Here is a 20,090-nt window from a genome sequence, read left to right on the forward strand (position 1 = left end):
AGCCTATCAGTTAGACGTCTACTCCGTCGTATTCCCACGCTTCTATACGATCTTCACCTTCGAGTTCTGTGACGATCTCTTCCATGTCCCGCCAGTCCTCCCGCATGACTTTGTCCAGCTCGCTGTAGATGGATGCGCGGCGTTTCATACCGTAGTGCTGGAACTCGGTGTCGAGCAGGCGCTTGACGAGTTCGGAAGGGACATCGTGTTCTTCACAGACCTCGTTGAGGACTTCTGCCTCCATCTCACTGAAGGAGCCGAGGTCGTCGTGGACCCAATCCAGGTCGTCGTCCATGACCTCGTTGTAGATCTTGGGTACAGAGTCTGCCCAGTCAGCACGTTCCTCTCGCCAGAGACGGCGGATCTCTCTGAGTTCTTCTTCCCGGATCAGCTCCATTTCCTCGTCTTCAGGGATTTTCTCGTTGACCTCTTTCTGAGTTTCTAAGAGTTTCCGAAGTAGGTCTTTGCAGAACTCGAACTTATGGGCACGGGGGATGATGCCGTCACTGCCGTTGGTCTTCTCTTTGACGTAGCCGTGTTGCCGGCCTTTGACCATCCGGTAGTTCGGTTTCTTCTCGGGGTCCTGGGTTTCTTTGAGGAAGTCCCGGAACTCCAGGAGGGGTTCCATCCATTCGTCGCCCTCGTCGATCATGTTCTCCATCGCCTTGTCTTCGGAGACGACGGTGCAGGTCCAGCAACCGAATCGGCTGTTGCCGCAGGATGGGGTCTTCGTATCGATCACCATCGGGCATTCGTCGTCCGCTTCCTGGTAGAGTGCAGCGAGATCTCGGTTGTTCTTCCCCCATGGGTTGTCGACGGCTTGGATAAGGTAGGTCCAGACATCGTCGACGATCCAGTCCTCGATAGGTGTATAGACGAAGGCGTTGGCGAATTTATTGTGACGTGAGAGGATGCTGCCGTCGATGCTGTGCATCTCCATTACCTGTTCTCGGGTGGCAGATTCTGCTTTCCGAGCTCCAAGAATTACGACTACTTCGCCGTGTTCGGATACCTGGTTCTCGATGAACCGATCTGCAGGATCGATTTTGAGGCGTTCCGTACACCAGCGGAAGTTCTGGTTGGGTGCCGGGTAGCCCCGTCCGATGAGATTGACCCAGAAGGAGTCGTCAACCTTGGGAGTGACCTTGTGGGCAGTGAAAGGCAGATTTTTCCTTTCTGCGTATTCGTTGATATTTTCAAGAGTGGAGATGATATGGTTGACGATTTTCGGCGTTTCTACTAAAGTGTCACTTGATATAACATGGATCGGTTTCTGTCTCTGCTCTTCTGGGAGGTCTTCGATGGCGTACCAGATTAGCTGGAGGGCAGTGGTAGAGTCCTTGCCGCCACTGTAGCCGATAACCCAAGGGCGGTCATCCGCCAGATAGGTTTCCTGTATCTCTCCGTAGATGTCTTCAAGAGAGCGGTTGTCGAAAACGGACCCTCCTTTTTCCTGGCCAGTTTTCGCAACCTCTAGATTATCTGTGCTCATGCTGATATCCTCTTGGTAAGATTGCTGTTCGGGAGGTACTTGTATCTACTCGTACTTACTGGATTTTTGATGATTGGGGCCGCTATGATCTGTTGGTTTTTCATTCTAGATTCTCCGCGTTGACCTCCGATTTTTCTACCCGAATAGTGTCCCGTTCAACTGTCTGTCCGAGTGATAGTTTATTTTTCATTAGGTAGATATCGTGATTTCGGCGTTGCTTTCTCATTACTGAGTTTCTTAGTATCGCGTTTGAATCTGTTTCTTCGTCCACGACGATACAGTACTCCTTCTAGGGAATCTTCTACCACTAGTTCGTAGAAGTAGTTATCTAGCGTTTGTTGTATCTCTTCCAGGTCTTCTTCAGGGGCTTTGAACCGATGTTTGTCCCTCTTGTAGTACTTTTCTAGCCAGTTGAAGAGCTGTTTCTTGTCGAAGTATGCTGTGAACAAGTATGTGTTCCCGAAGTCGAATGCTATTATCTTCTCCGTCTCAACGTTGAAGCTTGGCATTCTTTTCCTCCTTTTAGGCTGGCGGCTCTATTCCCTTGTTTAAGCCAGAGTGCCTAATAGTTCGGCCAAGTGGAGTGAAAGTGAAACCGTAGGAAGGCTCCCGTCTGATCATTACAGGGGTCGGGAAGGAATTACCGAGTTCTTCAGGGAACATTTCAAGTTCAGTGTTGAACGAGTTTAATTGATGAGTCAACAGCATTCTCACATATGCAGCCAACTAATGGCTAATGAAGAATCGGATCTATTCCTCTTCAGAGAGATTCAATTCCCATAACTTAGCGTTCCCAACTTTTCGTGAAGCTAGTTCTCTATTGTCTTCCATCTCAGTAAGTTTTGCGTGAGCAGTTCTGTAAGCACAACCGACTTCGTCGGCTACTTCCTGAGTACCTGCCGATCCTTCTAATGATTCCATGGCAGATAGAAAGTCCTCCCGAGTGTACCGTTCCGTGTATTTCCCCGTCCTCTCATCTCGGTCTTTGGGCATTACTTCGTCCATTGCATCTTCCTGTAGAAGGGGTTTAATCTCTTCCACCCAATGCACCCTACTGCAATGGTAACACTTTTACCAATGCATACTAATGCATTGGATAGGAAGCCTGGCCCAATAGAGGATCCAGTTCGAGAGGATACCCGCGTGGTGGAGCACGCGGGCGGGGCTTCCTGATAAACCGAGGTAAGCCCATGGAAGACTCAATCCCAGACCGACAAGAAAGCACGGATAGAAAGATCATTGAAGACATAAGTCAACTAGAAAAGATTGCGCTCGGGGAAGGGGCCGCGGTTTGTGAAGTCTGCGGTGAAAAACTGCGGGAAGGCGCACCGATCGTCGTGTTCGCCTTTCGGCCGGTCGATCAACCGGCTTTCGAGATCGGGCACGTGAAATGCATTGACTGCCGGCATGAACCATCAGAGTATTTCACGCTCGGTGTGCGCGAGCTCGTGCTGGATGGCCGGATCGGCACGTGCAGTGACCAGGCAACCCAATCATCATGGCCAGTACTACTTGCTCCACAACCACGCGCTGTGAGCGCGCCGGACACAACTACAGTGCACCCACTCCCGGGAACCACATGGTTCCGTCGATCGATCGCGCGTAGCGACTCGTACGTTGCTGCAGACTGCGAATCGACGCGTAAGCCGTGGCAGCGGCCGGTGGTGCGGGCCGACAACAGGAACCTCGATAGTACATCCGATCCCGAACTGGGTTCGAAGGGTGACAAAACGGCTGAAACGACTGCCGCACACGCTCCTGACGGCGGCCATCAGGGAGAGGTGCAGTAACGATGCACGGGAACCAGGACAGGCGGGCTTTCAACGCCTCACACCTCGACATTGACTTCGACCTCCCGCGTCCCGTCGATGAGACGGCGTTCCCGGATCTGTACGTCGGCCTCGATATCGATCTGCTCGCGCCTGGTGACGGCATCGTCACGGACCGCCATCACGCCTCAGCTGACCGCTACGAGGCAGATGACCCGCAGAATCAGATTGCTGGGCAGATCTCACCATTCACACTATCGGGCTGGCTGCGCCACGGCTGTGAACGGGTGGTGCAGGCGGCGGGCGCGACGGCGTGCCACCCCGGCGAATCGAATGCGGACTACATGCTCAAAGACGTGTACGACCGTGATCTGGATGCCGGATATCACGAGAAAGGCAGCTGTGTCGATGCCAACAACGGCACTGACACGGGCTGTGTCATCCACGACTTGTTTGGCGGCTTCGGTGACCGCGCAGGTCGTGTGATCCGGCGGCCGATCCGCTTCTCGCCGATTCGCAGACAGGTGGATGTCACGAAGGGTGAAGCGGAAGCCCACTACCGGCAGCTCAATACCCAGGTCCGCTCGAGGAACGCTGAAGATGAGGGGCAACCGCTCCGGCAGGCGACGCGGGATGTGGTCGGCAATCTCGTGGGGACGTGGCGGCTCACGCTCCGCGAGTTGAAGCCTGAATACGTCGGCCTGCTCGTCGAGGCGATCGATCACTTGGATGCGCACAGCGATGAGTACGCGATGCAACTCGGCGGCGCTCGGAACTTCGGTGCCGGGATCGTCGACGCTGAAGTTGTGAACCCGCTGTACTCGGATGCTGAGCTTCGGCGTGTCTACAACCGTGCGCAAGATCAGACGAGCGGGATGGACACGAAAGACGAGGTCTGGCGTGACCAGTGTCGTGAGGCGTTCGTGCGGGCGTTGCAGGCGCGGACGGCTGCTCGTGATGGTGACGTGCCGATGCCTGGAGGTGAGTCGGCATGACGGGATCGGACGGGGCTGATGATGGTGGTGTCGATGACGATGTGGACGCAGATGAGGATCTTGATGAACTCCAGCCAGTATCGTCGTCGTTGCGGACGGCTCAAGAGCAGGAGGGCGGGACAGATCGAGTAGTGGAGAGTGAGGGTGAGCAAGCGGAGTCGAAGGGTGGTAGCTCGGGGTTGGATGAGTTAGCCCCGGTGACGTCGTCGATTCGACCAGCACAGAGCCAGTCCGATGCTGATGAGGGTGATGACGGTGATGTGGGTTCGCCGGATGAGGAGAGTGGTGGCGATGACTGATTCGTCGGCGACTGTGGGTGCTGGCCGGGAGTCGGGTGATGGCGAGGCTGTAACGGATGTGGCTCCGATGCTGGCGGTGTATCGCCATGACACCCACAAACTGCGTGGCCGATCGCATGCGTCGGCTCGTGACCGGGTTGCTGGCGTGCGGGTCAACGAGACGGTGCCGTTGGGTGCGGATCGAGACGCCGCGTTGCTGAGCCGCCCGCACGGCGAACCAGAACAGACGCTGGATGCCCACGAGTCACCGTCGCGGGTGTCGCTGCTCACTGGCGACGTGGTGATGTCGGGCTCGGTGGGTGCGGATGGTCGTGGCGCGGCCGTGCGGGAGTTGGTCTGCGTTGAGGATCCGGTGGCGATGCATGAGGCGTGGCTGTCCTCGGACGTGGCGGGATTGTTCAACGAGTCACTGTTCTACCCGTACACGTCGCTGAAGTACCACACGCTGCTGGCGGCGGCGCTGCTCGATAATTACCGTGCGGGGTTCGGGTTCGAAGAGTTGTTCCTGGCGGTTGAGACTCCGGACGGACCGGTCACGCCACACCGGACGGTGCTCTCGACACCTGTCGCTCGAGTGTGCGTGACTGGTGAGCCGGGCGATCGGCCGGCAGTGCGGCTTGGCGACGGGCCGGCGCGGTGCTTCGCTGACGTGTGGGCGCGGCTGCCAGCGCATCCGATCGATGTGGATGGCCAGCGACGCTGGCGAGTGTTGGATGCGCAGCTTCGTCGGATCCGGTCGTGGTCGGCGGCGTTGCAATTCGTCGAGGAGTTTTGTCGGCGCTTCGACCCGGGGGGCGGTGCGGGTCGTGGCGGTAGTCGTGGGGGTGAGAGGTGATGCCGGTGGGCAGGGGGTGCGCTGGTGAGTGGCGTCGCCGTCGTGGCCGGGGAGCGGATCGTGGTAGGGTGTGGGCGATGCTCGTGGTGGGGTACCGTGCACGCCGGACGGTGGCTGCTCGTATGGCAGGCTGTGGTGGACCTGCCGCTGCGAGTGGTGGTGAGAGTGGTCGTGGGTGTGGTGGGCGAGGACGACCGTCGGGATGCGTGGTGGTGTCCCGACGGACCCGCTCGCCCCCTCGATACGTGGCGAGGAGTGGGTCTGCGCGGCCGCTGCGGCGGGTGCGCGCTCGGCCCGGTGCTGGGTGGCGAGTGTGGAGAACACTTGAAACGGGGTGTGTCCCTGGTCGGAGAACAGTTGAAACGGGGTGTGTGGGGGTGCAGTGGTGGCGTGAGTGTGGTGGTTGTCATCGTGTGCGTGGTGGCCCGCGGCTGCGCAGTACTTGGAGTGGAAATGGAGGGGTGTGTGGATGACTGTCGTCCAGCAGGTGTTGTTCGAGATGGACGGGTCGTACCTCGGGCACCCGTACTTCGTCACCGGCAATGCGTTGTTCAACGCGATTACACGGCGTGTTGACGGGCGGACGCGTCGGGCGTTGCACGTAAGTCACGGCGTGTTCGTCCCGGGTGAGTACGGCGAGTACCCGGCTGCGCATTCGCAGAACGGGTATGCGGGGAAACTCGGCCAGTCGCTGCCGCCGGTCGAGGCGTACGATGATTTGTTCGTGTTCCGTGACGCGGCCCACCGGTGGTTGTTGGAGTCGCGGCCGCGAGATGCGCATAACACGCATGACCTCGAGCGCCATGGTGACCGGGTGGCGTTCGCGCCGGAGTGTTTCTTCGGGCGGCCGCCGGAACAGCGGAATTCGAAGCGATCAGTGCAGTGGTTCGTGCACTGTTACCTACACGCGGATCGTGCCACGGACGATGTCCTGCCGCTCTCTGACGACGTGCTTGACGGGATCCGAGTCGGCGGGGCGCGCAACTACGGGTTTGGGGAGCTGTCGCTGGTGGACTCGCAGGTCGTTGATCTCGATGCGCTCGATTACGGGCGACTCACGGACGCGGCATCGGATGCGTACGTGCTTGAACTCGTGTCGCCGTACGTCCTGTCGAGTGCGTGTCCCGGTGCGGATGACCAGTCGGTGCCGTGGTGGTGGGATACGACGATGGAGTCGTCGATGGTCGAGGCAGGGTCGGTGCCGGGAACGACTGTGACGGATGGGCGGCGTGATGATGGGTTGCGGCGACGGGACACACGGCTCGTTGACGGTGAGGACACATACCGAGTCGAGACGGTTGATCACGGGCAGGTGGTCGGGTACGCGGGGAGTGACCCGGTGGCGACGGCACGGAACGGCGTGGTACGCGTCGGGACGCACGCGAAGTATGGGTTCGGTGAGGTTCGTGTCCGGCCAGTTGGTGATCGGCGGGTGGAGCTACCTGGAGGTGATCGGTGATGGCGTTGGAGATGGTGCCGTTTGACATTGAGACGACCGGGTTCGAGGTAACGGATGAAGTGACAGTGGTCGGGTTCGAATTATCACTTGGGTGCCGCGTGTTCCTGCAGGCGGATACGGACACGGTGACCGGTGAAGGCGCGGCCGGTGAGTTGGAGGCGACTGTTGCGGATCGGTGTGGGACGCATGTGAAACTCTCAGTGCATGCCTCAGAGGTGGCGTTACTGCAGGCGGTCGGGTCGTTCGCTACTGACCGGTTGAGCGGCGATGACGTGTTGCTAGTGGCGTATAATGGTGAACGGTGGAAGGATGGGTTCGACTTGCCGTTTCTGCGGACGCGACTGGCTGCGACGGATGTAGAGTGGCCGTTCCGCGACATGCCGTACGCGGACTTGTTGCCAGTCGTGACGCGACGATTCAATCTCGTCATGGACGATGAGGAACAGTCGAGTCTGCCGGCAGCATATGCGACGCTCGTCGGCGGGGAGCTGAACGACCGGGACCCGTTCGAAGACAGCGCTGCAGCGGTGACGGCGTTTGAGAACCACCAGTACGCTGACCTCGTGACGCACAACGTTGTTGACGTGCTTCGAACCGGCGCATTAGGACAGGTGACGCGGCGGTACTGCTCGAAATCGGATTACTCACTGAAATCACTAACACCGACGATTCACGACACATGACACGACACACGAGCCAACAGCAGCAGAATCGACAGGTGAGTGGCGAATGAGTGGGTTCGAGATTTGGGGAGATGTTGACCGGTACCGGTCTGCCGGTGAGGAGTCAGACGAGCACCTCTGGGGAAAACTAGAGTTAGATCGGCGACGGAAGGCTGAACGGACTCCGTGTTTCCAAGGTGAGTACCGGTTTGAGAAGAAGGTGGCTGACCGGGTTCCGGATTGTTTCGTACGCGGTGAGGGGCTGAATCGGTGGATCGAGATCGTCGCTGGCTCTGACCAACCGTACCGGGCGAAGACGCGAGAAGCGTTACGCTTGGGGTTCGTTGTGCACTGGGTGTTCCACACTGACCATCGTGAGCAGATGCGTGACGCACGAGCGGCGCTCGAACCGGAATTGGAGGGCCCGGTTCGGTTCGGTGAGTACGACCCGTGGAACGATCTGTTAGCGGTGGGTGATCCGGTAACGTTCAAGAATTACGAGTTCCCGGTGGAGTCGATGCGGGAATTCGAGCCGCGATCGTTGCTCGGGTATCGGCGCGGTGCGGCGCATATTGCCCGACGAGAGAATTCGTATGACCTTGGGATGTTTGACCTAGCTGGGTGTCAACGCCGGATTTTCACCGACTACCCGCAGGGGAAGTACTTCCGCGCCGTTGCTCCCGGGCAAGCGTTCGACACGGCAACGTTCGGATTCCCCACGGAAGATGGACTCGAGCGACTTGTTGAGGACGGGAAGGTCACGCGGCTCGGACCCGTTCGACGTCGTGACGCTGAGGAGTGGGTAGTGTCTCGGTAGAACGCGGTGCCCACTACTGAGGAACACTTTAATTTGGGGACGTAGCGGGTTTTAGACGCAGTTGGACAGGTCCAGAGTCGGTCTTGTGATGATTAATGACGTCCTCAGTTCCGGTCAGATTATTTGGATCGTATCCAGACTAGACTTTCGGAAGATGCTAGTGACAGTCTTGTCGCAGATGACGGTGCCGCCGTCACGCGGTTGCTAAGGATTTGATGTCATCGAGTTCTTTTTTGATGGACACGCTCAGCATTAGTGAACTCATGAGGTCGTAGGTGACGAGTGCGTCTTCGGCTTGAATCACGTATCCTGCTACTGTCGAGATATCTTCCTGCGACGTGTCTGGGTGCGGTGTTGCTCCGTTGAAGAATGCGTCTTGGTTCGCAAATCGTTGAATGAGAAGATAGAGCAGTAGTGCTTGAATCCCGCGGCCAGATAGTTCGATTTCGCTGTCGTCGTCACCGAGTTCAACTGTGAGATTGCTGAGGAGTGTGTTCACTTGCTCAATGAGTGGTGTGCCCATCATGAGATGCTGTCCGATGTATGGGTGTGTGTCTATGAAGACAGAGACGAGGTGGCTGGCAAGCCTGTTTTGTGAGCGGAAGACGGTGTAGTCTGAGTGGTGTTCGAATTCGAGGACGATGCCGGGGTGTAGGAAGAGGATCTCGCAGAGTGATTGCCACGTTGGCTCGTTTACGATGGGTTGGTCACGATGTCCGAATAATAGTTCTTGTACATCCGGGTTCTGCTCAGATTGATCGATTATCCCGTTCACCTTCTGAACCATCTGTGGCAGTGCTGTAAGCCACCCGTCGATTTCGGATTCGCACGCTTCGAATAGGTCCTCTGTGTCGATGCGGTTCGTGTCGAGGTGTCCAAGTCGGTCGAGTGCAAAACACAGTTCAATTGTTTCCCAGAACGTCTGGGCGTGGTCAGTGAACGCGTCGAGGGTCTCCGGTTCTGGCCGGTCCGTGACTGTCAGTGCAGCCAGTGCTTGTTCACGATGGTAGGACAGGTGATCCTCAACCAATGAGTGCAGCGACGGCAGCGATCGATCTCCTTCGGTGATCTTTGGCGGAGGACGTTCACCGTCCGGGTCATTCTGTGTCCGTGTGTCTGTCTGAGGGCTGCCGTCGCCTGTCTGCTTTGCTCGTTTCTGTAATTCGGATAGCGCGATGTCAAAGACGTTGACGGCTGCAGTGTCCGGGTTCTGCAGCACTTCTCGCAATAACGTGTTCGAACTCTGGGTGCCGGCACTCCGCGTTATCTCTCGGTACTCACGGTAATATGCCTGCATCTCTTCGACAACACGCCGTGGATTACTGGTATCCCCAGCGACTGTGACGGTAACGACTGCGCCGGTCCACTGTTCGCGCTCAGCTGCTGTGAGCAGGAGTGTCACCTCATGGGAGCTCTCATTGGTGGAGATTTCGACGGTTTTCTCAGCACCACTGTCAGTGTGGACTTGGATCTCCTGGTTGGCAGACAGTCCAGCGACGGTCAAAATGAGCTCGGCTTCGCCCTCAGAGCCAGGCTGAGTGACTCGTGCATCCTCTAACCGAACCTCTCCTTCCCCGGTTGGGGTGCGTGTTTCCCAGTCTTCGTAGCTTGCCGACCGGAGGTCCAGTTCCGCTGGATTATCGACTGGATCTGACACGGTGAATCGGAATGCCGACGAGTCAAAGACTGACTCTTCCAGTGTTTCTTCATCGCTTTCCTGAGCGACAGTCACTAAGCCGGCTTCGACGTTTCCGTGTGATGCCGACGCTGTCAGCGCAGTACTGGTCATGTTCGGACTGCCATAGAGACATGCCTGACCCCATTCGCCGTCGAGTACCATGAATTTCGCATGCACCCATCGAGTTGTTCGGTCCGTCTGTAGTCGGCGTACAGAATACTCGAATGGCGAAAGCGTCTCTGCTAACTCGTCTACAGCGAGGGCAGTGCTTTCCGGTTCAACCAGTAATTCGAGATGGCCGGCATCGAGTCGCTCTGCAAGGTCACGAAGTACAGTCGGCGATCCGAAATACGGCGCGTATAATCGGGCTCGTTCAATTTCACGAGCACCGTGTTCTGTCACTCGGTTCAGCAGTTTCGTTACGATCGGAGTGTCAAGGTTCGACACAAACCACGTCTTCCGGTTGGCCTCATCGACAGCAGACTCCTCTATGTCGTCGAGCCATGCGAGTGTCTCCGCTGTTTCGGTGATGTAAGTGCGGGCGTCTTGCCCGGTGATGAAATCCTCGTATTCGAGCAATTCGGTGTAAAAGTCACGGATGGATTTTGCAACGAAGTACGAATCACCAAGCTGCGCTGTCTCGTCTTCAGAGGTTGGTTTTTGAAAGCCGTCTGCGAACCCGATCTGGGCGGCCTTACAGTACTCTTCGAGCGTGAGATTTGCAGAACTCACCGAGTAGAATACGCTTCGCTCTGACGCGAACAGATTCACTTTCGGGTGAAATACTCCTGATGACTGGACTGGCTCCAACAGGTAGTCCGTTCCAATCGGGGTTTCACGCCAATCAGTACTCGTGATCTCCCGATCGTACCTGTTGCCGTCAACAAGGACGAGTGGCAACTCGCAATTCCGGCGTTGTAACCGCGGACGTACGTAGCTACTGTAGAACTGTGGATCAAACGGATACGTTGTTTGAATCGCTTGCTGGATACTCCACCCACGGCCATCCAGCACATCCAAGAGATTCATACGCCGTCCACCTCAACGAGTCGTGACAATACGTCCGAAGCCGCTGGAGTCGGCGCGTACTCCTCTTCAGTCGTTGTCAGAAGCCCGGCATCGCGGAGCAGCGTATTCATCTCACTAAAACGGATGAGTGATGACCGTGCGGTAAACGGTCGGGATCCGCGTTCGACATCCGCTTCCAGACACAGCCGTTCGTCCTGATCAAAAGATAAGGCGCGTTTGAGATTCCCCGGACTCAATCGACTGTAAAACACTTTCAGATGGGTCTGCACCACTTTTTCGTGCAGCACCGTCCGTGCGAACTCACCCAACGGTAGTTCCTCGTCAGTAGCTTCGACGAACCGAGTTAACTCTGAGAGCGATGTATACGGCGAGTCGAACCGGTTGTACGCATAATTGTACAGCCACTCACGGTCTGATTTCACCTGTTTGAACCGAGCGACAACCAGCAAGAGTAGTGCAACTGACCGCGCTAAACTCGTCGTCCAGGCTTCCAATTGGGCTTGCTCGTTATCAATTCCGTCGTGGAGTTGATTCAGTGACGAACGAAGTGATTGCCCCAACAGGACCTCATTCAAGTGAGTCTCACTGGCTACAGGCGGGTCTGCCTCCCACCCTCTGGACACGACAGACTCAATGTCTGCCATCGCTTCGCCGACCGTCACTGTCTCAGCCGTGGTGGCCTCGGACACAGTAAGGGACAGGTCATTCCGTTCAGCAACTCCATACAGCATCAAATCACGTACCACGTTGACTGGGGCAGTCGTCTCTTCACTCTGTGTCGTTGAAACACCGCTGGCCACTGCTGAAAATGCTGCAGACATACCGGGATCGTCTGTCACCGCAGCCAGTAGTGTCTCGTAGTCCGCTCGCGGCGGTATACGCGAATTCAAGAATGTATATACGGCTTCCAATTGCCCTTCGATAGCGAGTCCTGCATAACTCTGCAACCAGTACAACCGCATCAATTCTCGATATTGATTGAACTGCTTCGCATCACTCGCAGTCAAGTGCAACTGGTTGGCGTCATCAGCGGTATACAATTGCCAGAACCGACACAGGAAACACGCATGGGCTGATCGCATCTCGTGAAACCCGCGGAAATACCGTTGATACAGCGAACTTGCCCCGGCCTCTTCGAACTCACCTTCTTCTATCGTCGTTTTCAGATGCTCAAGAACATCCAATTCAAGATTCTCGGGAAACCCATCTGCCAATTGGACTGTCCCTGATTGTTTGTCGCCATCCCAGGTCACGAACCCGAGCATGAGCTGTTGTAGTGCTCGCCGCTCTGTTTCGAGATCATCCTCCAAGTACACTGACTGATTCGCAAAGTCCCGCGCAATCGCCTCAATATCGCTGCGTTCGGCCCTTCCGTTGCGTGCGCACGCAAGAATTCGGTCCCGTTCGTCACCAACGGTTCGATCAACGATCTCTGCGAGTTCGCGTCCAGCTCCAGTCAAATCGAAATCGCCTCGTTTCAACAGATAATTCTGCAGTTGATTCTGGTAGAACTGAGCGTACGCGTAGCCATCATTCTTGAGTAGCTCTAACTCGTTGAGATCAATCTCCTCAAACTCCTCGCGGTCAAAGTTGAACTGGGAGTTCCCGTCCATCCCGCGTAGCGCTTCTCCGTCTTGATCTGTTTCTAACTGCTGGTACCGGCTAGCAAGACAGAACACCTTCTCGACGTTTTTCACCCGCTGATATCGATTGTCTGCATCTGCATCCAGTTCCTCTAATGCCCAACAGAAAATCGACAGGTATCGAAGTCGGAGCGTGATCGATGTAATTGAACCATGGGCGAACAGATTCCGAAATCGATTCCGTGACCGGTTCGCATTTAACGGATCCGCGGGCATTCCCCGTTCATCAATCTTCGCGCTCCAGCGGGGCTCAATCGGCATATGCCATTCTATATAATCTAGAAAGAAATATTTTCGGAGCGATTTTTGCATCGTGTTCAGATAAGCTGGTTCCATGCGAAGCTGAACGATCTCAGCCAATCGTCGGCTGTTTCTGCTGCGGCGTTGCTAAAACAGTTTGAGAAACAGATAGTTCTCCGCTTTACTTCTCTGAAGACACGTTCGACAGCATTCCGATTTCCATGTTTTTCGTATCTGAAATCGAAGCCATGTCGATGACACGCATTTTGTAATGAGTGCGAGCCATCGACGAGAAACACGGCGTCGTCAACATCGTGTTTCTCGGTGAGTTCGGTGAGAAACGAATGAGCGAGAACCTTCGTTGTGGTCGGTCTCAGCTTTGTATGCAGTAGTTCGTTGGTCTGTGGATCGACAGCAGCGTACAGCCAATACTGCTCATCATTGAGTTGGATCACAGTCTCATCGACCGCAACGTGATCCGGCGACTGCCCATCTTCGGGTTGTAAATCAGCCTTGTGAACCCAATTATGTACGGTTGATCGAGCCCGTTCGACACCGAATACCTCAAGAACAGAAACAGTATTCGAAAGTGATAGCCCTGCCAGATGCAACTGAATACTCAGCTTCATCAGCAGTCGCGGTGTCGCTTCTCGCTCCACAAAATCTAAGTCGAATTGGTCGAGACTACTGCTGAGGCTAGCGTTTTCGGGCATAGATCACTCAGAAAACGCTACGCCTCACTCTTCAATCCTTATCTGAACACCGCGGATTTTTGTGGGTCATTGGAACAGTGCGCAGTAGTTCACAGATGTGTCTCTCTGTGAAATATGAGCGCTGCTGTGGCGTGGAAGCCCGACGTTAGTCTATTTGACGAGTGGGGAGCGGTTTCTCGCGTTCGAGTACGTCACGCATGTAGTCATCTGCCGCACTGAGTCCGTCTTTCAGTGAGACTCCGTCCATCCCGGTGATGGTGTCTGAGGCGTACAGCGTGATGCGATGGTTTTCATGCGGTCCGGATGGGTCCTCGTCGAAGTGGAGGTCGTACCGGTGGTCGTGGTAGGTGATGGCGTCGGTTTCCGTGACGATGTCCGGTAATTCCTCGTGTGCGGCTGTGTGTGCGGTGATGTGGAGTGCCCCGGTTTCGAGGCTCTGACGCTGGATCGCAAGTTGCGCGACGTTGTCCTGACCACGAGTATCGAGGTAGTCACGCGCGAAGTCTTCGAGTGATCGTCGCGTTTCGGTTTCGTTGAGGAGGCGCGTAGTGACGTCGTTGAGTGTGTCCTCGTTGGACTGGCACCGGCTCTGGAGCTGGTGGGCTGTCTGCGAGTCCAGCCACACCATCTTCGGACTGTTCAGGGCGTCTTCCCGGTTGGGGAAGGTAACTGCTCCGAGGGTTTCCTTCGCTTGTTCGACTTTTTGTTTTGCAGCCGCGTAGTGTTCCTGCACCTCTTCACTCGTAGCAGGGATGCACATCTTAAGCTGCTCATCATTGTTCCAGCCGCCGCTGAACCCAGCACCAGGAGTGGAGAGGATGAGCGTTGCCGCGTCTTCGGTGAGGAAGTAATTGTCTTCGTCAACAGTTTCGAGGAGGACCCACACCTCGGCTTCGCGTCGGGTAAAGGTCGTGTCGGCGACGAGGGTTGCGAGGTGTTCTTCGGCTTGGCTGCGCAGGACTTGACCGAGTTCCTGCACGTCACTCATTGAGATGCCGTCAGGGTACTCGCCCTGTTCCGCCCAATGGTCAGCTATGCTGTTTAGCTGTGCTCGCTCTGTCTGTTCGTCTACGTTGGTGTTTCGTACCATTGTTTGTGGCTCTGTAGGTGGTACCGTCCGAGTTGCTGTGTCGTCGCGGATCGGCGCTTGGCTCTGTATGAGCGCAGGTAAGATCGATTACCCCGCCGTTTTTCCCTACGTTATCGTCAATTTCGAACGGCAACCATTCTATGTGGGGCATTGGTATAAACGTCAGCAAATCACTCCCCCTATAGTTCCTATATGGCCTACAAACCCATCTAAGGCGTTAATCTCTCGTCTGCATCCCGGCGCATGGTGACGGTTTTACAGATTCCATTGTTATTGGCCAATCCGTCAGAGCAAGTACTAACTTCATCTGCATGTTGCCACCCGGATCGATTCTCCCGGACAAGGGCTCTAATCTCTGAAGTAGCTACAGAGCCAAGGTACGCGGTACTAAAGCCATGAGAGGCCAGTATTGAGTTCTTCTAGGAACGACGGTTGTACTTGTGCGCCGGGTGGGAATGCGAGTTGTTCGCCGTCTCGGTTGAGGATGGTTTCGCGGAGGAACGGGTGTGCTGGGTCGAATGAGAGGCTTGCTTGGATTCGATGGTCACTGTCGATGGTGAACAGCGCGGCGTCGAATGCGCGGTGGTGCAGCGAGTTCAACACGAGGACGTTCGCCGGGTGTTCTGCAAGTTCAGGGTGTTGACTCCGTGGAAGGATGTGCGCGAGATCTAGCAGCACATCTTCTTGAATGCCGGTCAGGGTGCACTCGTGGTCGTAACGGTCGAGTGCGTCTGCACGGAAGCCGTCACTCACGGTGATTTCGGACGTTTCATAACGGCGAACCCCGCCGCTGGAATCGAGAGGTTCGCCGGTCGGCCACTGGGCAACTTCTCCGGTCTGAACCCAGTGCTGCCAGACGTCCGGTGCTGCGCTGTCGTCGTTCTGCTGGGCGCGCTCGTGCAGCCACGTGACGGGGACTGCATTGGTGTTGAGGATCGAGAAGTGGAATTGGTAATTCGGGACCTGTGTCCCCTCATCGCCCTAGTACGCGTGGACTTCGAAGTGGTCGGGAACACAGAGCCCACAGAACTCGACAACGCCTGATTCGGGTTTGCGGAAGACGAGGACTGGCGGGACATCTTCACGCCGACTGGCCGCGGCGTTGTCGAAGGCGGCTTTGATTTTCTGGTTCTGCGTGGATTCGTCGTAGAGGTTCGAGGTCTTTGCGTCGCCCCAGTAGCTGATGTAGCCGGCGTTGACGGCGAGCGTGTCCTCCCACGGGTTGTCGTGTTGGGAGATGCCGCTGTCGTTCGAGACGAGCACGAGTGCTGCAGGCGTCTCAGACCGATCTGCACCGAGATCACGGATTCCACCCGTGTTTTTGATGCCGCTGTCGAGCGGGCCGTGGATCCACCGCAGGAACTGGTCGTCCGAGTTGCGGTAACTCCCAGTGTCACGGTAGTGTTGTCCGACCCGAAACGCGTGTTGCATGATACCGCGGCACCATGTCTATAAGTCAATAAATACCTGCGTGACACTCGAAAGACCGCTCAAGATATGATTCGTGGGACTTACTGATCCAGTAGTGTCGACCGTGGTTTTTTCTCGAAAGCGTTCCACGAGTCACGTATGTCTGAGCCCTCCACGTCAGATTCGCCGTCAGACAGGTACAAGATATCTACTGTGGATATTGACGACGATCACTATACCGTCAAGCAGTCAGCGATCCGGAATAAGTACGTCGTCCGCGACAGCGCTGGCGATGTCGCCTTGCGCGGGAAGCAGAAAATGTTCAAGATGAAAGAGGAGTTTCCGTTCGTCACTGGCGACGACGAAGACGCGTTTAGCGTGAAAGCCGGCGGTATCATGGATGTCGCGGGGAACTACACCATCACGGACGCAGGTACCGACGAGGAAGTTGTCGTCCTTGATGAGGACCTCTCGCTGTTCGTGGAGAACTGGACGATTCGAGACCCCGACACTGGGGAGTCGCTTGCGACGATTCAATCGAAGAGCAAGCCACTTTCGGCGCTTCGACACCTGATCTCTGTTGCGAATCTCATCCCGAACAAGTACGAGATATTCGATGCTGATGGCGACCACGTCGGCGACATTGAGGGGAAGTTCTCGCTACGAGACGCCTACACGGTCAGTATTGACGACGCCACTGACATCCCGAAAGAGGCGGTGATAGCCTCCGCGTGTATCCTCGATGCCCTCGAAAACCAGTGAGTCTCCTCCCCGTCTGTCGTGACGACACAGGTGCCCTCCCGGTAGTTAAATCAAGTAAATGACAGAAATCAACGAGAACTCGTCGTCAGATGGAGATGATGAGGAAAACGGGAAATTAGACAAGATCGTCGACGTGGTTTTGGAATTACTCGGCCTAATATGAGCACCGTCTATGATTGGCACTCACCAGTCCGTTTGAATTGCTAGGACGATTTCTCTCTGACTGCCCTGTGCGGGGATATCAAGCGAGATCGTCGCTCCGTTTCCCCTGTCAGTATTCGGTCTGCTTTCTATACAAAACCGTTCGGACGGCTAGGCACTTAAACATCATACGTGGTACTACATTCTGCTTATAATCAAATGGAAAGTGGTGGGGATGCAACGTTCGACCTCACCACAGTCAGTTCCACAGTCGTTCTAGGAAGTCCCGGAAAATCCGTATGTCCTGTACGAAGTGATACCCGACGTAGATGAGGTACGCGGCGACCAATACCACGAGTGGCACGTAGAACTCGAACCAGAGGCTGGCAGCAACGGCAAGGAGACCCACAGCAACAAGTCCTTTCCGCAGGATCTGCTGGCGGAGCCAGTGTCGATGCCTAGCGAACCCAACGTCAGAGAGTAGTAGTGGTATGTCGCTGGTGCCGCGAAGGATTGAATCGCCTTGCTCAACGTGTATCCCACCGCTGATACTCACCGGTGTTCCTTCGAGTAACGGTCGTGATTCCAATAAGTAGCGGTCGGTCTGGACCGTCGAACCCGGCAAAACGATTAATAGTATTACCAGCGTATTACGTCTATATGTCCGGAGCTGCTACGGGAGAAGACGAAGGGGACGAGATCGTCACGGTGAATTTCAAAACCACGCAGTCATTCCTTAACAAAATCGACGAGGCCTGGCAAGGCCGCGGTTTCAACAGTCGGAGCGAGTTCATTCGGTACACACTTCGAGATGCAGTTGAGAACCCGACGTTTGACCGCGACGAGTTGATCGCACTACTCGCCGCCGAGGAAGACAGTCGGAAGGGAAAGACGATGGACGCGGAGCAAGCACGCGAGTCGTTCGGAACAAGCGATGAGTGACGAGGGGTGGACGTGGGAACTCGCCTCAACCGCGCAGAGCGACCTGGATTCACTCTCACCCGAGGAACAGGACCGAATCCTCGACAAACTTGATGAAATAGTCACCTCCCCGTGGCGCGACCCGCCGGACTACGGTGAACCGCTACAAAACAGCCCTCATAAGAAGATCCGAATCGGGGAATTCCGTCTCTCCGTGACATTCCGACAGGACGAACAGCGACTCGTTATTGCCCGAATCAAGCGTCGCGGGGGCGCATACACAGCAGACGACGACTGATCAGGGCCTAGTGGTACGTGTGTTCGCTGTATTTAATTCGAATTGCAGACGCACATGCCCCTTCTCTAATTATAGCGTACTTGTGGCGCTTCGAGCGAGTTGCTGCATCGATTCGCTAGTAGACCAATAGCAACGCTAATCCTGGAGGTGAGCGACAGCCTGACCGAGTTCCCGAGCGTGTTCGCTCTCATTCAGATCGTACCGCTCTTCTATTGAGCGGAGTCGTTCTTGGAATGTCATTGGTAATGCCTCCAGTTGCTTCTATCCTATATGAGGTGATTCCGGCGTAAGAACATTTCCCGGCCGTTCGAGAGAGGGCGAGTTGATGCGACGCCTCTTCGCAGTGAGTGCCTGGCTGACTTGCTCTGAGGTTCTGTCGGGAACCATCATTCAACTCACGCTAGTGAGACGGGTGTAGTCCGGTTCATCAAGCATCGATTGATACGCGTGATCGATATCTCGACCCGAGAGGTGGACGTAGCGACCGGGGACGCGTGACCCGGGAACCCACCCGAACCAGACGCACATCTGTGCTTCTGTGAGGTAGTTCGCTAGGTAGGTTGCGCGACTGTGTCTGAAATGGTGGGGATTGACGGGCTTCTCAATCCCGACTCGCTCTCGCGCCTGGTCGAGGATCCGTAATCGGATGTACTGGTAGCTGATCGTTTCATCTGGAGAGCCTTGCTTTTCATCGATCTTGCACCATAACGGCGCATCTGGCCGTCTGTTGGGATGGACTGAAAGCCACGAGTTGAGGTACGATTCGGATTCGAGCAGTAGTAGTCGGCGTGAACCGGTCTTCCCTACAACGACGACTTGCTTTCCTAACGTCGTGTCCTCGATGTGACTCACTTGGAGGTCGATGAGTTCGCCGATCCGGGCTCCGGTTTCCCACAGCACAGCTATGAATGCGCGGTCACGTTCGTTGCGACACGCATCGGCTAATGCTTGAACGTCGAACGGTGTGAGAAGACTCTGGGGGAGGATTCGTTTCTGCTCTACTGGCCCGCGCCGGATCCACTTCGTTTCCACAGGGTCGTCACCATCGTTCATCCACTTCCAAAACTGCTTGATCGCCTGCTTGTAATCAACGACTGTCGAAGCGCTCGTTCCGCGGGTGTACAGCCACGCGACGAGATCGACGATATCGTCTTTGTCGAGTTCCGTAAATGGAGTCTGACCGACGTGGTCGGTGATGATTTTGAAATGAGAGAGTACTTTCTGTTGTTGTGCGGGACTGATGTCCGCGAGAACCATATCCCTGTGATACGCTTGAACCAGTCGCTTATTCTCCGGGTGGATATGCGTGGCTGACTCAACGTAGTTCAGTACTCGGGCGGCTGCCGCTTCGTAATCCATCGTCGGCATGCCATCCAGACAGGGTCTCTATGGAGATAATCCGCGCGGTAAGCGCGTCCAATTGTTGTTCGATTGCCGTGGATCACATCGAGATCTTCAGCCGTGGGCACGGGCCTCGGCGATATGGCCGTACTGTGAATCGCTCCCGACTGCTCTCAATTGGCGTGTCCTTTTCGGCCCTCCCTGCGTTTCGGTTGGGATCGATGATCGCACTTAGCTGCAGCCCTTCTACGGGGTTGGACGCGTTGAGAGTTGCTGCGAGCGCGTCCGGGCGGCTTATGCGAGTGATTTAGCGCGACGAAGGTGGCCATTCATGGGTTACGAAGAATTCGTTGTACGTTGCGACGAAGTAGTGGGAGTGTCGCGTTGAATGGGTGAGTCGAAATCCAGTGGGAGACGCGGTGTATTGGTGGCTCCTCAGTCGAATTGCTGAGAACACGAGGGTTTATCCCTGCGTGCTAGTTTCGCCTGTTCACCA

At 55.9% G+C, this 20,090-nt stretch carries 20 protein-coding genes and 1 pseudogene; 10 read left to right on the top strand and 11 right to left on the bottom strand.

Going from position 1 to position 20,090, the window contains the following annotated elements:
* Positions 1–10: 10 nt before the first annotated feature.
* The 3 genes from dndC to AC0QDI_RS03970 all read right to left on the bottom strand — a co-directional run bounded on the left by dndC (position 11) and on the right by AC0QDI_RS03970 (position 2,533).
* The gene (gene dndC / locus AC0QDI_RS03960) at positions 11–1,492 is read right to left on the bottom strand and encodes a DNA phosphorothioation system sulfurtransferase DndC (RefSeq protein WP_474665425.1); all 1,482 of its coding nucleotides are present in this window, start codon (positions 1,490–1,492) and stop codon (positions 11–13) included.
* A gap of 179 nt (positions 1,493–1,671) precedes the next feature.
* The gene (locus AC0QDI_RS03965) at positions 1,672–2,001 is read right to left on the bottom strand and encodes a hypothetical protein (protein ID WP_474665426.1); all 330 of its coding nucleotides are present in this window, start codon (positions 1,999–2,001) and stop codon (positions 1,672–1,674) included.
* Positions 2,002–2,242: 241 nt separating this feature from the next.
* A complete protein-coding gene (locus AC0QDI_RS03970; protein WP_474665428.1) occupies positions 2,243–2,533 on the bottom strand; it encodes an ArsR family transcriptional regulator in 291 nt (96 codons plus the stop codon).
* Positions 2,534–2,682: 149 nt separating this feature from the next.
* Here AC0QDI_RS03970 and AC0QDI_RS03975 point away from each other — a divergent pair, with 149 nt between their 5' ends.
* The 7 genes from AC0QDI_RS03975 to AC0QDI_RS04005 all read left to right on the top strand — a co-directional run bounded on the left by AC0QDI_RS03975 (position 2,683) and on the right by AC0QDI_RS04005 (position 8,328).
* On the top strand, positions 2,683–3,282 hold the full coding sequence (locus tag AC0QDI_RS03975; protein WP_474665430.1) for a DUF8112 family protein: 600 nt from the start codon (positions 2,683–2,685) through the stop codon (positions 3,280–3,282).
* Positions 3,283–3,284: 2 nt separating this feature from the next.
* Positions 3,285–4,256 carry a hypothetical protein gene (locus AC0QDI_RS03980; protein WP_474665432.1) on the top strand — a complete coding sequence of 324 codons (972 nt, stop codon included), beginning with the start codon at positions 3,285–3,287 and terminating at the stop codon, positions 4,254–4,256.
* Positions 4,253–4,555, top strand: a complete 303-nt coding sequence (locus AC0QDI_RS03985) for a hypothetical protein (protein WP_474665434.1) — start codon at positions 4,253–4,255, stop codon at positions 4,553–4,555. The genes AC0QDI_RS03980 and AC0QDI_RS03985 overlap by 4 nt, the downstream gene beginning before the upstream one ends.
* Positions 4,548–5,390, top strand: a complete 843-nt coding sequence (locus tag AC0QDI_RS03990) for a DUF8168 family protein (RefSeq protein WP_474665435.1) — start codon at positions 4,548–4,550, stop codon at positions 5,388–5,390. Before AC0QDI_RS03985 ends, AC0QDI_RS03990 begins: the two co-directional genes overlap by 8 nt.
* 469 nt (positions 5,391–5,859) lie before the next feature.
* Positions 5,860–6,849 (top strand): hypothetical protein, encoded by a 990-nt coding sequence (locus tag AC0QDI_RS03995; protein ID WP_474665437.1) that lies wholly within the window; start codon positions 5,860–5,862, stop codon positions 6,847–6,849.
* Entirely contained in the window at positions 6,849–7,532 is a 684-nt protein-coding gene (locus tag AC0QDI_RS04000; RefSeq protein WP_474665439.1) for a hypothetical protein, read from the top strand. Before AC0QDI_RS03995 ends, AC0QDI_RS04000 begins: the two co-directional genes overlap by 1 nt.
* A 46-nt stretch (positions 7,533–7,578) precedes the next feature.
* Positions 7,579–8,328, top strand: coding sequence for a hypothetical protein (locus AC0QDI_RS04005; protein ID WP_474665441.1), 750 nt, complete (start codon positions 7,579–7,581; stop codon positions 8,326–8,328).
* Between the two features lie 193 nt (positions 8,329–8,521).
* Here AC0QDI_RS04005 and AC0QDI_RS04010 read toward each other — a convergent pair whose 3' ends face one another.
* The 6 genes and pseudogenes from AC0QDI_RS04010 to AC0QDI_RS04035 form a co-directional block, all read right to left on the bottom strand.
* Positions 8,522–11,035, bottom strand: a complete 2,514-nt coding sequence (locus tag AC0QDI_RS04010; RefSeq protein ID WP_474665443.1) for a phospholipase D-like domain-containing protein — start codon at positions 11,033–11,035, stop codon at positions 8,522–8,524.
* A complete protein-coding gene (locus tag AC0QDI_RS04015) occupies positions 11,032–13,038 on the bottom strand; it encodes a hypothetical protein (protein WP_474665445.1) in 2,007 nt (668 codons plus the stop codon). Before AC0QDI_RS04015 ends, AC0QDI_RS04010 begins: the two co-directional genes overlap by 4 nt.
* Positions 12,996–13,631, bottom strand: coding sequence for an IS6 family transposase (locus AC0QDI_RS04020; protein ID WP_474665447.1), 636 nt, complete (start codon positions 13,629–13,631; stop codon positions 12,996–12,998). Before AC0QDI_RS04020 ends, AC0QDI_RS04015 begins: the two co-directional genes overlap by 43 nt.
* 145 nt (positions 13,632–13,776) lie before the next feature.
* The gene (locus AC0QDI_RS04025) at positions 13,777–14,721 is read right to left on the bottom strand and encodes a hypothetical protein (protein WP_474665449.1); all 945 of its coding nucleotides are present in this window, start codon (positions 14,719–14,721) and stop codon (positions 13,777–13,779) included.
* 387 nt (positions 14,722–15,108) lie between these two features.
* Positions 15,109–15,474 (bottom strand): HNH endonuclease, encoded by a 366-nt coding sequence (locus AC0QDI_RS04030; RefSeq protein WP_474665663.1) that lies wholly within the window; start codon positions 15,472–15,474, stop codon positions 15,109–15,111.
* A 90-nt stretch (positions 15,475–15,564) separates the two neighbouring features.
* Positions 15,565–16,152, bottom strand: a pseudogene (locus AC0QDI_RS04035) (HNH endonuclease); the annotation flags it as partial.
* A gap of 138 nt (positions 16,153–16,290) precedes the next feature.
* Between AC0QDI_RS04035 and AC0QDI_RS04040 the strand changes: the two are divergent.
* On the top strand, positions 16,291–16,893 hold the full coding sequence (locus AC0QDI_RS04040; protein WP_474665451.1) for an LURP-one-related/scramblase family protein: 603 nt from the start codon (positions 16,291–16,293) through the stop codon (positions 16,891–16,893).
* A 400-nt stretch (positions 16,894–17,293) separates the two neighbouring features.
* On the opposite strand, the gene AC0QDI_RS04045 is transcribed toward AC0QDI_RS04040, so the two are convergent.
* The gene (locus tag AC0QDI_RS04045) at positions 17,294–17,590 is read right to left on the bottom strand and encodes a hypothetical protein (protein ID WP_474665453.1); all 297 of its coding nucleotides are present in this window, start codon (positions 17,588–17,590) and stop codon (positions 17,294–17,296) included.
* 104 nt (positions 17,591–17,694) lie between these two features.
* Here AC0QDI_RS04045 and AC0QDI_RS04050 point away from each other — a divergent pair, with 104 nt between their 5' ends.
* Positions 17,695–17,976 carry a ribbon-helix-helix domain-containing protein gene (locus AC0QDI_RS04050; RefSeq protein WP_474665455.1) on the top strand — a complete coding sequence of 94 codons (282 nt, stop codon included), beginning with the start codon at positions 17,695–17,697 and terminating at the stop codon, positions 17,974–17,976.
* Entirely contained in the window at positions 17,969–18,253 is a 285-nt protein-coding gene (locus tag AC0QDI_RS04055) for a type II toxin-antitoxin system RelE family toxin (protein ID WP_474665457.1), read from the top strand. The genes AC0QDI_RS04050 and AC0QDI_RS04055 overlap by 8 nt, the downstream gene beginning before the upstream one ends.
* A 390-nt stretch (positions 18,254–18,643) precedes the next feature.
* Here the strand turns inward: AC0QDI_RS04055 and AC0QDI_RS04060 are convergent, their stop codons facing one another.
* Positions 18,644–19,621, bottom strand: a complete 978-nt coding sequence (locus AC0QDI_RS04060; RefSeq protein ID WP_474665459.1) for a tyrosine-type recombinase/integrase — start codon at positions 19,619–19,621, stop codon at positions 18,644–18,646.
* Between the last annotated feature and the right edge of the window lie 469 nt (positions 19,622–20,090).

This window comes from Natrinema sp. LJW11 (assembly GCF_056135975.1).

Bases quoted from the DNA above. Each gene is read 5' to 3' on its own strand.
- AC0QDI_RS04050 (WP_474665455.1), top strand. From the start codon at position 17,695: ATGTCCGGAGCTGCTACGGGAGAAGACGAAGGGGACGAGATCGTCACG.
- AC0QDI_RS03975 (WP_474665430.1), top strand. From the start codon at position 2,683: ATGGAAGACTCAATCCCAGACCGACAAGAAAGCACGGATAGAAAGATC.
- AC0QDI_RS04005 (WP_474665441.1), top strand. From the start codon at position 7,579: ATGAGTGGGTTCGAGATTTGGGGAGATGTTGACCGGTACCGGTCTGCC.
- AC0QDI_RS03965 (WP_474665426.1), bottom strand. From the start codon at position 2,001: ATGCCAAGCTTCAACGTTGAGACGGAGAAGATAATAGCATTCGACTTC.
- AC0QDI_RS04020 (WP_474665447.1), bottom strand. From the start codon at position 13,631: ATGCCCGAAAACGCTAGCCTCAGCAGTAGTCTCGACCAATTCGACTTA.
- AC0QDI_RS03980 (WP_474665432.1), top strand. From the start codon at position 3,285: ATGCACGGGAACCAGGACAGGCGGGCTTTCAACGCCTCACACCTCGAC.
- AC0QDI_RS04010 (WP_474665443.1), bottom strand. From the start codon at position 11,035: ATGAATCTCTTGGATGTGCTGGATGGCCGTGGGTGGAGTATCCAGCAA.
- AC0QDI_RS03990 (WP_474665435.1), top strand. From the start codon at position 4,548: ATGACTGATTCGTCGGCGACTGTGGGTGCTGGCCGGGAGTCGGGTGAT.
- AC0QDI_RS04055 (WP_474665457.1), top strand. From the start codon at position 17,969: ATGAGTGACGAGGGGTGGACGTGGGAACTCGCCTCAACCGCGCAGAGC.
- AC0QDI_RS03995 (WP_474665437.1), top strand. From the start codon at position 5,860: ATGACTGTCGTCCAGCAGGTGTTGTTCGAGATGGACGGGTCGTACCTC.
- AC0QDI_RS03985 (WP_474665434.1), top strand. From the start codon at position 4,253: ATGACGGGATCGGACGGGGCTGATGATGGTGGTGTCGATGACGATGTG.
- AC0QDI_RS04060 (WP_474665459.1), bottom strand. From the start codon at position 19,621: ATGCCGACGATGGATTACGAAGCGGCAGCCGCCCGAGTACTGAACTAC.
- AC0QDI_RS04000 (WP_474665439.1), top strand. From the start codon at position 6,849: ATGGCGTTGGAGATGGTGCCGTTTGACATTGAGACGACCGGGTTCGAG.
- dndC (WP_474665425.1), bottom strand. From the start codon at position 1,492: ATGAGCACAGATAATCTAGAGGTTGCGAAAACTGGCCAGGAAAAAGGA.
- AC0QDI_RS04040 (WP_474665451.1), top strand. From the start codon at position 16,291: ATGTCTGAGCCCTCCACGTCAGATTCGCCGTCAGACAGGTACAAGATA.
- AC0QDI_RS04025 (WP_474665449.1), bottom strand. From the start codon at position 14,721: ATGGTACGAAACACCAACGTAGACGAACAGACAGAGCGAGCACAGCTA.